The organism is Paenibacillus sp. E222 (genome assembly GCF_013401555.1).
In the GTDB taxonomy this organism is placed as follows: Bacteria; Bacillota; Bacilli; order Paenibacillales; family Paenibacillaceae; genus Paenibacillus.
Genome location: NZ_CP058552.1, coordinates 6980873 through 6993484, shown reverse-complemented (window position 1 = coordinate 6993484; position 12612 = coordinate 6980873). Strand labels below are relative to the sequence as shown.

At 48.5% G+C, this 12612-nt stretch carries 12 protein-coding genes; all 12 read left to right on the top strand.

Annotated features, from left to right (window positions below; genetic code table 11):
* Positions 1 to 38 precede the first annotated feature (38 nt).
* The 12 genes from cysT (at position 39) to HW560_RS31170 (ending at position 12599) form a co-directional block, all read left to right on the top strand.
* Positions 39 to 854 (top strand): sulfate ABC transporter permease subunit CysT, encoded by an 816-nt coding sequence (gene cysT, locus HW560_RS31225; protein ID WP_063564398.1) that lies wholly within the window; start codon positions 39 to 41, stop codon positions 852 to 854.
* Positions 851 to 1648: a sulfate ABC transporter permease subunit gene (locus tag HW560_RS31220; protein WP_090894479.1), complete on the top strand. Its 798-nt coding sequence runs from the start codon at positions 851 to 853 to the stop codon at positions 1646 to 1648. Before cysT ends, HW560_RS31220 begins: the two co-directional genes overlap by 4 nt.
* 1 nt (position 1649) lies before the next feature.
* The gene (locus tag HW560_RS31215) at positions 1650 to 2714 is read left to right on the top strand and encodes a sulfate/molybdate ABC transporter ATP-binding protein (RefSeq protein WP_024629354.1); all 1065 of its coding nucleotides are present in this window, start codon (positions 1650 to 1652) and stop codon (positions 2712 to 2714) included.
* A gap of 55 nt (positions 2715 to 2769) precedes the next feature.
* Positions 2770 to 3834, top strand: a complete 1065-nt coding sequence (locus HW560_RS31210) for a sulfate ABC transporter substrate-binding protein (protein WP_179265499.1) — start codon at positions 2770 to 2772, stop codon at positions 3832 to 3834.
* A 223-nt stretch (positions 3835 to 4057) separates the two neighbouring features.
* A complete protein-coding gene (locus tag HW560_RS31205; protein WP_179265498.1) occupies positions 4058 to 5665 on the top strand; it encodes an ABC transporter substrate-binding protein in 1608 nt (535 codons plus the stop codon).
* Between the two features lie 472 nt (positions 5666 to 6137).
* Entirely contained in the window at positions 6138 to 7088 is a 951-nt protein-coding gene (locus HW560_RS31200; RefSeq protein WP_062326882.1) for an ABC transporter permease, read from the top strand.
* A 7-nt stretch (positions 7089 to 7095) separates the two neighbouring features.
* The gene (locus HW560_RS31195; RefSeq protein ID WP_179265497.1) at positions 7096 to 7941 is read left to right on the top strand and encodes an ABC transporter permease; all 846 of its coding nucleotides are present in this window, start codon (positions 7096 to 7098) and stop codon (positions 7939 to 7941) included.
* 260 nt (positions 7942 to 8201) lie between these two features.
* The gene (locus HW560_RS31190) at positions 8202 to 9227 is read left to right on the top strand and encodes an ABC transporter ATP-binding protein (RefSeq protein ID WP_179265496.1); all 1026 of its coding nucleotides are present in this window, start codon (positions 8202 to 8204) and stop codon (positions 9225 to 9227) included.
* Entirely contained in the window at positions 9224 to 10159 is a 936-nt protein-coding gene (locus HW560_RS31185; RefSeq protein WP_063564391.1) for an ABC transporter ATP-binding protein, read from the top strand. The genes HW560_RS31190 and HW560_RS31185 overlap by 4 nt, the downstream gene beginning before the upstream one ends.
* Positions 10160 to 10215: 56 nt before the next feature.
* Complete coding sequence (locus HW560_RS31180) at positions 10216 to 10662, top strand: hypothetical protein (RefSeq protein WP_179265495.1); 447 nt, start codon at positions 10216 to 10218, stop codon at positions 10660 to 10662.
* 157 nt (positions 10663 to 10819) lie between these two features.
* Positions 10820 to 11599: an MBL fold metallo-hydrolase gene (locus tag HW560_RS31175; RefSeq protein ID WP_179265494.1), complete on the top strand. Its 780-nt coding sequence runs from the start codon at positions 10820 to 10822 to the stop codon at positions 11597 to 11599.
* Between the two features lie 133 nt (positions 11600 to 11732).
* The gene (locus HW560_RS31170) at positions 11733 to 12599 is read left to right on the top strand and encodes an RNA polymerase sigma factor (protein ID WP_179265493.1); all 867 of its coding nucleotides are present in this window, start codon (positions 11733 to 11735) and stop codon (positions 12597 to 12599) included.
* The last annotated feature ends 13 nt before the right edge of the window (positions 12600 to 12612 follow it).

Here is a 12612-nt window from a genome sequence, read left to right as displayed (position 1 = left end):
ACCGGACATAGAACCGGAGGCTGGGAGGGAATGCAGCAATGAATACCGTTCTTCGTCACAAGGGATGGACTTGGGGATTCCGCAGTACCGTATTGCTATATTTTATCGTACTCATTGTACTTCCAATCATCGGTGTGTACGTCAATTCCTTCTCTGAAGGATGGAGCAACTTTATCCAAAGCATTATGGACCCAATCGCATGGAAAGCTGTGCTGTTAACGATCCGGCTGGCTGTTATAGCTACGGTGATTAATGTCATTCTGGGAACCATGATTGCCTGGGTGCTGACACGTTATCGCTTTTTTGGGAGGTCATTCCTTAACAGTCTTGTAGATCTTCCTTTTGCATTGCCAACAGCCGTTGGTGGCCTGATGATTATGCTGCTCCTGGGTCCGATCAGTGCCATTGGCAAACTGGCGGAATCCATGGGGTTTGAAATTGTGTTTCACCAGCCTGCGATTGTGATCGCGATGACCTTTGTAACGTTTCCATTTGTCATTCGTGCAGTGCAGCCTTTGCTCGAGGAGATCGATCCTTCGGAGGAAGAGGCATCCTACACGATGGGAGCATCGAAGGCGCGCACATTCAGGCAGGTCATTCTTCCGTCCATGGCTCCGGGCATGATTAGTGGGGGAATGCTCGCATTCTCCAGAGCACTGGCCGAATTCGGGGCTGTTGTACTGGTGGCAGGCAATATTCCGGGAAGAACACTGACGGCTTCCGTATTTATTTACGGAGAGATCGAAAGTGACAATCCAACCGGTGCCGCGGCCGTTTCCGTACTGCTCTTAACGCTCTCCTTCCTGATCCTCTGGCTCATTAATCTGGTACAGATGCGGGGGAGAAGACGATGAGGCGACTATTAATCGGACTGACGTTTGCGGTGTTTATTGTACTGCTGATCATCCCGCTTGGACGTATTGTTATTGGTGCATTTGAAGACGGGGCAGGAGGATTCCTGGATGGGTTGTTGCGCCCTGAGGCGCTTCATGCCTTGATGATGACAGGACTTGTTGTACTTGTTGTCACGCTGTTAAATACATTGTTTGGCGTTATGATGGCCATCTATCTGGTTCGCGCCGGATGGCTGAGTGACCGGGTGAAAGGGCTGCTGAACAGCATTGTGGATCTGCCCTATGCCGTATCACCCGTCATTGGCGGATTGATGATTGTACTACTGCTGGGTCCCAACAGCATTATGGGCGCTTTTTTTGAAGGAATTGGATTCAATGTGGTCTATGCCTTCCCGGGCATGGTCATTGCAACGTTGTTTGTCACGTTTCCACTGATGGTCCGAGAGGTCATGCCTGTCTTGCAGGAGCTTGGATCTCAGCAGGAAGAGGCTGCGTCAACGCTGGGTGCATACGGCTGGAGAACGTTCTGGAGTGTAACCTGGCCTTCCATCCGCTGGGCGGTTGTGTACGGTCTTGTGTTGACGGTGGCCCGTTCGCTTGGGGAATTCGGTGCAGTGCTGGTTGTATCCGGTAACATTATGAACAAAACGCAGACGGCCACAACGCTTGTATATCAGGATGTAGAGAATTTTAACGTAGCTGCCGCAAATGGTGTGGCACTGGTACTGGTTACCTTTTCTGTCGGGCTGCTGCTTATGATGGAATGGGCCAAGAAGCGAAAGGAAGTGCATTGAGATGCATGTGGAAGTCCGTGATCTGAACAAACATTTCGGTGATTTTCATGCGGTAAAAGATGTCTCGTTCGATATTGCCAAAGGCCATCTAATCGGTTTGCTGGGACCCAGCGGAGGTGGGAAAACATCCATTCTGCGTATGCTGGCGGGTCTGGAGAATCCAGGTTCCGGGGAAATTCGTTTTCACGGAAAGGTCGTAAACCATCTGCCTCCGCAGGAGCGGGGAATCGGATTTGTATTTCAGAACTATGCTTTGTTCAAACATATGACGGTATTTGATAATATCGCCTTTGGACTCAAGGTCAAAAAGACCCCCAAAGCACAGATCCGTGATCGGGTCATGGAGCTGGTGGAATTGACAGGGCTGAAAGGTTTCGAACAGCGTTATCCACATCAGTTGTCTGGTGGACAGCGGCAGCGTGTCGCTTTTGCCAGAGCATTGGCCCCTGAGCCCCAGTTGCTGCTGCTGGATGAACCGTTTGCCGCCATTGATGCCAAGATCCGTCAGGAATTGCGTTCGTGGCTGAGAGAACTGATTGAGCGGGTGGGTATCACTTCGATTTTTGTAACCCATGACCAGGATGAAGCGATTGAAGTTGCCGACGAAATTATGATTATCAGCCAAGGGCGGTTGGAGCAGAAGGGCACGCCATGGGATATTTACAAAAATCCAGAGACACCTTTTGTTGCTACATTTATCGGGGAATCCACCGTTGTGGAGGATGCTTCACAGCTCAAGGGTTTCGAACATGCGGTGGAAGGGGAGCGCACCCGTGCGTTGATCCGCCCTGAGTATATCGAGATCGGTTTGAAGAACGAGTTTAGCATGTTGTCTGCTACTGAAAAGGGTACCGTCAAACACCTTCATTTCCGCGGAAGTGAATGGATGGTGGAAGTGGAAGTTGAAGGCCATAAACTCATTACGTATCGTTCCCTGGAGAAAACAACGCTGCAAGTCGGCCAACAGATTCGGGTGCTTGTGCATCGGGCATATCTGTTCAATGATACCCATAGCTGGGTTGTTGAGAACCGATTGAAGGAAGATCCAATGCCGGTCATCATCTAATCAGAAGATTATTTGTTTCAGAATTGTTCTAGAATTTTGGAGAGAGGTGCTGCCCATGCAGACGATGAAGAAGAAATTCAACCCTTTATACGTTGTCCTCATGCTTCTGCTCGTCTGCATGACCGTTGGATGTAGCAAGCAGGAGGATGCGAGCGGACAGAACGGAACTTCGACAGACGACCAATCCAATACATTGGTTATCGGTGCTTACAGTGTAGCCAAAGACGCCGTCGGAGAGTTATTGCCCAAGTTCCAGGCGGAATGGAAAGCCAAGACTGGACAGACGGTTCACTTTCAAGAATCCTATGAAGCCTCAGGGACACAAGCCAGAGCCATTGTTGGTGGATTCGAAGCTGATGTTGCGCTTCTGGCGATGGAAAGTGATATCGACAAGCTGGTCAAAGCTGATCTGGTCAGCTCCAACTGGAAACAGGCACCGAGTGATGGCATGATCACCCGCTCGATTGTTGTTCTGGGTACAAGAGCAGGCAACCCGCTGGGTATTCGCGATTTTGAAGATTTGACCAAGCCGGGGGTTAAGGTGCTTTATCCTAATCCGAAGACGTCAGGCGGAGCACAGTGGGACATTAATGCCATCTATGGTGCAGGGTTGAAGTTATCTGAGGAGGAGCAAGGGAAGAAAGATCCTGCCGTGGCTAAAGCTTTTCTGGAAAAAGTACATGAGAATGTTGAGTCACTGGATAAGAGTGGCCGATCCTCCATGGCGGCATTTGAATATGGCGTGGGTGACGTTATCGTCACGTATGAAAATGAATTGCTTGCCCGGATTGCCAAGGGTGTCAATTATGATATCGTGGTTCCCAAAAACACAATCCTGATTGAGAATCCGGCGGTTGTTGTGGACAAATATGCGGATAAGCATGGCAATCGTGAATTGGCGGAGGCTTTTGTAGCCTATCTGCGAACACCGGAAGCACAGCGCATTTTTGCCAAGCACGGTTTCCGTTCGGTAGATCCTGAGGTGTTTGCAGAGACGAAGTCCTCGTTCCCAACGCCTGAAGGTCTGTTCGATATTAACTACCTCGGCGGATGGGACAAGGTACGCAGTACACTGTATTCCAAACGAGGCGTATGGTACCAGGTGTTGGCCGGGTTGTAAGATCGTACGAGCATCGTCCTGTTATTGAATTTCAGAAGATTAATTGTTATTCAAACCTCCCTTTCACGATAAAAAGTGATATGGAGGTTTTTTGCATTGCTAGGCAATAATGTTATTTCATTTAAACCCGATAGGTTAAGTTGGAAAAAATCGTTGCAATTTGTCGAATCCTTGCCTATACTATCTAACAGAACGTTAAATTACAGCGAGGGGAAATATCATAATGAAATCGAAAAAAATGTGGCTGTCATTGATGCTGGTTCTGGTTGTGGCAATCATGAGTGCATGCGGAAGCAGCGGTGACGGAACAAGTTCTTCGTCTAATACCGCAGAAAATACAGCGACAACGGATGATAGCCAACCGAAAGATGGCGGAAGCATCATCATTGCCGTTCAGGATGATCCTAAAGTGATGAATCCGATCTATGCGGGTGACCGTGTAACGTTGACGATTGATCAATCTTTATATGCTCCACTGTTCAATGTGAATGATGGCAAAAAAACGTATGTGCTCGCAGAGAGCGACAGCTTCTCTGATGATCACCTGACGTATACATTGAAGCTCAAAGACGGCCTGAAATGGCATGACGGCCAGCCTCTTACAGCGGATGATATTGTGTTCACGATGGATAGTATCCTTGATGAGAAACAGCACAGTTCTTCCCGTAGTCAGTATGTTTTTGATGGCAAACCGGTTAAAGTAACCAAGGTCGATGACCTGACGGTAGAATTCAAATTGCCGGAAGTATCTGCTGCTTTTGAAGGAGCATTGGTTTCTTTCTCTCCAATCCCTAAACATATTTTTGAAGGCGAAGCCGATATTGAGAAAAGCGACAAAAACAACAACCCGATCGGTTCCGGTCCGTTCAAGTTCAAGGAATACCGTCCGGGCGAATACGTAACACTGGAACGTTTTGATGATTACTTTGCAGGCAAAGCTCATCTGGATAGCGTGACGTATCGTGTAGCGAAAGATCCAAATGCAGCGAACCTGGCTTTGCAAAACGGCGAGATTCAAATGCGTATGGTTGACACACAGGATTACAACAAATTGAACGACACAGGCAAATTCAACATGCTGACTTACCCGGAAGGTCGCTTGCAATACATGGTGTTCAACCTGAACGTGCCTTCGATGCAAAAGAAAGAAGTTCGTCAAGCCATCGCTTATGCTTTGGATAAAAATGAATTGATCACTGCTTCGTATTCTTCAGCTGACTTTGCTGAACCGGCTCCGTCGATTCTGACACCGGACACGTTGTACCAAACGGACGATGTTGAGAAATACGACTACAACGTGGAAAAAGCAAAACAATTGCTGGCTGATGCAGGCGTAAGCAACCTGAAATTGCGTCTTGCTTACACAAACACCAACAAACCACAAACAAGCCAAGCGCTGTACATTCAGCAAAAACTGAAAGACGTGGGCATTGAAGTAGAATTGCTGCCGATGGATGGAACAGCTTACGGTAACCGCACATTGGATATGAACAACACAGACTTTGAATTGTCCTTTGGTGGATACATTATGGGGTATGAGCCAGATGCTTATAAATCTCTCTTCCTGAGTGATGCGGCATATAACTACTCCCATTACAAAAATGCCGATTTCGATAAACTGTGGAATGAAGCAGCCGTTCAAATTGACGAAACGAAACGTGGCGATTTGTACAAACAAATCCAACAAACTGTAGCAAACGAAATGACGGTATACCCGATTGCCTACACGAAAGCTGTAGTAGCGATTGACAACACTTACGGCGGCGTTGAAGATGCAAATCCGAAACCAGTCGTGATGCTTGAAGATCTGTCCAAACTATTTAAAAAATAATCATATAGAATGAACGTATTGTTTGAACCTTCGAGATTCACAAAGAACGTAGAGGGCAGAAAAAATCTGGAGAAACGACGTGTTCGCCTTTATCACTGGATTTCTTCCTACTATATATGTTCATATATGTTCAACTAAACATTTACACAATAACGGAGAGGACAGAAATAACCTGAAGAAGCAAAGCGTTCGCCTTTATCCCCAGATTTCCCCTTTTTATAAAGGAATCAAAGAAATCTGGGGGTAACAGCGATCGGAAGGTTGTTCTGTCATCGGAGTGCCAGTGTAAATATTCATTAGTTGAACTTATATAGAATAGGAAATCAAGAAATCCGGGGATAACAGTGATCGGAAGATTTTTCTGCCATCGGAGTGGCCGATGTGAATCCTTGGTTCAATCCACATGCGTTCATACTATATAACAAGCCAATAACGCCGGCCGCGAGGCCGGCGTTGATTCGGAGGTGCCCATGTGAACAACTATATTGTTCGAAGGATCGCACAAGCGATCCCTCTTCTTTTTGTAATCTCCATCGTATCGTTCACCTTGATCAAGCTGGCGCCGGGCGATCCGGTGCTTTCCTTTGTTACCCCGAATATGGGGGCAGAAGATGTGGAGCGTATTCGGCAAAACCTCGGTCTTGATCAACCGATGTACGTGCAATATGTCGTATGGCTCAAAAATGTACTGTCTGGTGACCTTGGTTATTCACTGGTGAACCATCGCCCGGTTGCCGAAATGATTATTGAACGATTGCCCGCTACATTTGGATTGATGGGGGCATCGCTATTATTGTCTTTGCTGATTTCTATTCCGCTGAGCATGATTGCGGGTTCGCGTCAGAACAGCCTGTTTGACCGTGGACTCAGCTTAATCTCGTATATCGGGATATCGATTCCTAGCTTCTGGTTCGGTATGATGCTGATCTATTTCTTTGCAGTAGAGCTGCACTGGTTACCAAGCATGGGGATGCGAACGGTGGGTATGGACTCTGCATGGGATATAATCAAACACGGCATTTTGCCATGTACCGTATTGACCTTCATGAACGTATCCGTGTACATGCGGTATATTCGCTCGAATACAATCAGTCAACTGGAAGAGGACTATGTTCAAATCCAGTATGCCTACGGCGCAACCAAAGGAACGGTACTGCTTCGTCATGTACTCAAAAATGTACTGCTGCCTGTAATCACCATTCTCGGTATGTCTTTGCCAGAGCTGATTGCAGGAGCGTTTATTACGGAGTCCGTTTTCTCATGGCCGGGAATGGGATCTCTAGGGATTTCAGCCGTTCACGGCTTGGATTATCCGATTATTATGGGCATTACGATGATGTCCTCTGTGCTGCTGGTCGTCGGAAACCTGGTAGCTGATATCTTATATGGCGTGGTAGATCCACGAATCAAGACAACGGGGTGAGACAAAAATGAATTCAATGCGCTGGCGTAATTTACGGACGCAGTTAAGACAGCAGAAACTGGGCCTTGCGGCTGTCATCATATTGGGCATCTTTGTGCTCGCATCCCTGTTTGCGTTCCTGTCTCCACATGATCCGAATGAAATTGTAGTGATGGAGCGACTTCAACAGCCAAGTGCAGATCACTGGTTTGGTACGGACGATTACGGACGGGATTATTTGGCTCGGGCGTTATACGGAGGACGAGTGTCTCTCGCCGTAGGTTTCCTGTCGATGGCAATCGCCGTTATTATGGGAACACTGGTAGGTACGGTTAGTGGTTATTTTGGCGGATGGGTGGATAATACGTTGATGCGTATTGTTGACGTGCTCATGTCGATTCCATCCTTTTTCCTGATGCTGATCCTGAACGCTTATCTGAAGCCGGGGATCGGTACGATTATTGTCATTATCGGGGTGCTGAGCTGGATGAATATTGCCCGGATTGTCAGGGCTGAGGCGATGTCGGTCAAGCAGCGGGAATACGTACTGTATGCGCGTGTATCGGGTCAAAAGCCTGGCCGGATCATCATGAAGCACATTATTCCCAACATTATTCCAACCATTATTGTCGCAGCAACCATCAACATCGCGAGTGCGATTCTGATGGAATCGTCACTAAGCTTCCTCGGACTGGGTGTTAAACAACCGAACTCTTCTTGGGGCAGCATGTTGAATGATGCACAAGGCTTTATTAGTGAAGCGCCGTATATGGCGATTTTCCCGGGACTGTTTATTTTGCTGACGGTGCTGTCGTTTAACTTCCTGGGGGATGTGTTCCGCGTAGCCTTCGAGCCCAAAGCGAACAAGCGATAGATGATTTTCGACTAAATATAGGTTCGACTAAACATTTTACACGAGAACGGAGAAGACAGAAATAACCTGAAGAAGCGAAGAGTTCGCCTAAAAGCTTTCTGAAAGAAAGCTACATCGGAAGCATACGCTATCACCGGATTTTCCCTTACGAAAAGGGAATCAAAAAAATCTGGGGATAACAGCGATCGGAAGGTTGTTCTGTCTTTGGAGTGGCTAGTGTAAATATTCTTTGGTTGAACTTACACAGCGGGGTGAATACAATGACAGATTTATTATCGGTCAAACAACTGAAAACGTCCTTTGCAACTCGGGAAGGTGAGGTACAGTCCGTCCGGGGTGTGAGTTTTACGTTAAAAGAAGGTGAAGTGGTTGGGCTGGTCGGCGAATCCGGAAGTGGCAAAAGTGTTACCGCCCGTTCGCTGATTCGGCTGATCCAGTCGCCGGGCCGGATTACGGATGGTCAGATTCTGTTCCGTGGAGAGGATCTGCTGACCAAGTCGGACAAGGAGCTGCGCAAAATCCGGGGCAACCGCATCTCGATGATTTTCCAGGACCCGATGACCTCACTTAATCCAGTGGTTCGTGTAGGCAAACAGATGACAGAGGTCATTCGTCGTCACCGGAAAATGGACAAGTCGGCTGCACGCAAGGAAGCGATTGAGTTGCTGCGGCAAGTGGGCATTCCTTCTCCGGAAGAACGGATTGACCAATATCCACACGAGTTCAGCGGAGGCATGAGACAGCGGGTAATGATTGCCATGGCTCTGTCCTGCAAGCCGGAGTTATTGATCGCGGATGAACCGACGACAGCGCTGGATGTGACCATTCAGGCACAGATTTTACAGCTGATGCAGGAACTAAAAGAGTCCACGCAGACATCCATTCTGATGATTACGCATGACCTTGGTGTCGTTGCTCAGGTCTGTACCCGAGTGATTGTGATGTACGGTGGACTTATTATGGAAGAGGGGCCAGTGGAGCGTATTTTCGCTCATCCGCAGCATCCGTATACTCAGGGATTGCTGCGCTCCATTCCGAAGCACGGCGAGGAAGGTGGACGCCAGCGGCTGGCAACCATCGAAGGTACACCGCCCAATCTGCTTCATCCGCCAACCGGATGTCCGTTTATGGAACGTTGCCCACACTCCATGGAAGTATGCAAACAGATGCCTAAGTATACCGAGACTGCACCCGGTCATCGAGCGCTATGCTGGTTGCTGGACGATCAAGGTCGGGAACAACATCAAGTACAAACAGGAGCATCGTCAGAGGAGGTGGAGAAATGAGTACAGGAATCGATCAGCGTGAAGTACTGCTGGACGTGCGTGGTTTGAAAAAACATTTTCCGGTACGTGGTGCTGGCAAAGGCAAAGACGTCGTGAAAGCCGTGGACAACGTCAGTTTTCATATTCACAAGGGAGAAACATTCGGACTGGTCGGTGAATCCGGCTGTGGCAAATCAACGACTGGACGCAGCATCGTAAGACTTTATGATGTGACGGACGGAAGCATTATGTTTGGTGGACAGGACGTTGCAAAGATGAATGAACGCCAGTTGAAGCCATTTCGCAAACGGATGCAGACGATTTTTCAGGACCCCTATTCTTCACTGAATCCGGGTATGAATGTCCTGCAGATTATTAGTGAGCCTATGGAAATTCATAATTATGCTTCCAAGGCAGAGATGAAGGGGCGAGCGCTTGACCTGATGAACCGCGTGGGCCTGAAGCCAGAGCACGCGGAGCGTTATCCACATGAATTCAGTGGAGGGCAGCGTCAGCGGATCAGCATTGCCCGTGCATTGTCGGTGAACCCGGAGTTTATTTTGTGTGATGAGCCGTTGTCCGCCCTGGATGTGTCCGTACAGGCACAGGTGGTCAATATGCTTGAAGATTTGCAGGCAGAGCTGGGACTGACCTATTTGTTCATTGCCCATGATCTGTCCATGGTACGCCACATCTCCAACCGAATCGGTGTGATGTATCGCGGTAAGCTGGTAGAAGTAGCACCAACAGAAGAACTGTACCGTAATCCGGTACATCCGTACACCCAGGCATTGCTGGCAGCAATTCCTGTACCTGATCCAACGGTGCGGAACGTGATGCCGCCGATCTACAGTGGGGATACCGATCCATCCGCTCGGGGACGGGATGAAGAACCGGAGTGGATGGAAGTTTCGCCAGGACACTTTGTATCCGGCTATCGAGACAGGATATAATGGATTAGGAAGTTCAATGGACTAATGATATATAGTGGCAGGAAGGTGTGAGTTGGATGAGCGCTGAGTTTAAGTTGTCCCAAAATACAGCGATTCGGCTGGAACAGGCTCGTAGCAAAGGCATGTCAGATGCAGCTTTGTTGGAAGCGATTCAAGCCAAAGATGTGGCTGCTTTTGATGCCGTGTCTGAGGAGCACTACAGATATGATGATCTTTTCTCCTATGCGGACGAGCATGGCGAGAATCTGGAAGGTGCGGTTAAAGACGGCTACCGGATTACCTTTAACACTCGTGGTGGTCTGGGAATCTACTTGCAAAAGTCCTTCGGATTACAGCCGGAGAAAGACTTCACTGTGGGTGAAGGCATCGTAACCGGGTTGATATTAAAACCGGAGCAGGCAGATGTACTGGCCAAACGCCTTGCATCAAACTGGGTGATTACCGAATCCAAACATGTACCTGAGGGCCAAGAGCTGACGTTGAAGCTGCGGGCTTTGGTATAGTGAAACAACAGACTGTCCCGTTTGCAGTGATTAACTGCGGCGTGATGGTCTTTTTTTTGCAAAAACAGAGGTGGGAGATTACAATTTACATATCATTAATCGGATGGAACACGAATTTGGGATGTATTGCTTCCGGGATAGAGAGGGGACTTTCATAATGAATCAGCTAACATTTCTGGGAACCGGGGATGCGATGGGTGTTCCGCGGGTGTATTGTGATTGTGACGTTTGTACAGAAGCCCGAATTACGGGGATCAACCTTCGCAAACGTGCTGCTGTTTTGATTCATAGTGATGGCGAGCACGAACCTTTCATGATTGACTGCGGACCGGACTGGAGATCACAGATGGAAGATCAAGGGATGCGGATGGTGCAGACGCTGCTGATCACTCATGCGCATTTTGATCATATTGGAGGCTTGCCCGAATGGGCAGATGCGTGTCGCTGGTTGGGTGTAAAAGGGCAGTTGTATGCACCACGGGAGGTGATCGCGACCATCCAAAGTCAGTTTCCATGGCTCGGTCGTCATATGAATTTTCTGGAAACGGATGCGGATATCGAGCTCGGTGGATGGAAGGTGCACTCCTGGAAAGTTTGCCACGGTCATAATGGCTATTCGTATGCGTATCGATTGGAGCGTGAAGGATATACCTGGGCATATTGCTCGGATGCCATTGATCTGAAGGCTTCGGAGAAGCAGCCGCTATATGGGCTGGATCTGCTGGTACTCGGAACGAGCTTTGTTCATGAACTTGCGGAATTCTCCACACGCTCGGTGTACGATATGGTTGAGGCGCAGGAGCTGTTGCAGGAATTGAAGCCGGGTCAGACCTATTTTACACATATGTCTCACGACGTGGATGTACGCCAGAATTATGATCTGGATCAGGGGATTACGCTGGCACTTACTGGTCTGAAGGTGAAGCTGGGAGAATAGGACAGCCATGTTAAAAATAAATTCAGAAGAGCGTATCCTTTGCAGGAGGTTCTTCGTTTACATAGTGTAAGGCCATTACAGCAAGTGAATTGAAGCAAGATCAATCAGGAACCAACAAAGGGGGGCCCCAAACATGGCCTTTGTGAAGTCCGTGGATTGCAGAATCAACAGACCACATGATGATAAACAGGTTGAACCCTATAACCATTCCGGTGTTCAAACCGGATATACGTTAGAGCAAACGATTGAAGCTGCGCTTCCGAGCCTGCTGGGCTCGTTGTACGCCTACTGTATGTCATTAACTGGTTCGGTCTGGGAGACGGAGGATCTGGTTCAGGATACATGTGTTAAAGCATTATCCTCTTCAGCTGCCCGAAGAACGGGAATGACAGCGGACATGAACTGGGAAGCCTATCTCATCCGTGTTGCACGCAACACCTGGATTGACGCCATACGGAAGCGTGAGAACTTGGCAAGCAAACTGGAAAGCATGAAGCCATTTATGCAAGAATTTGAGGAAGAAGAGCGATTCGAGGAAGTCGAGTCCGCTGTTCAAATCCTTGTGGATGAACTGCCACCGTGGCAGCGAGCGATATATATGTTACGTGATTTAATGGGATACACGACGGTAGAGACTGCTGAACTGTTGGATACGACGGAAGGGGCGGTCAAAGCTGCCCTGAGTCGTGCCCGCACTGCTCTGGCGAAAGTGAGGCACAGCCTGCATGAAGCGGATGCTGATCAGACCAATCAATTGGAAGAGCATCCGCAAAATAGGGAGGAACTGCGCAGTTATTTGCTGGCGTTCCGCAGCGGTGATACTGCCCGTTTAATTGATCTATGCCTGAGTCAGACCGATGATCCGATGGCTGTGGCGGGAACGATTTTGCAGCAGACTCTGCCGTCTCAATCGATGCAGCCAGTGATGTACAGTTATTCAAGCTCCGGTACGAATTCCATGTCGTATGGGGGAGGATATACGGTTACCATGGTTGCGTAAACCGGGGAGGCAA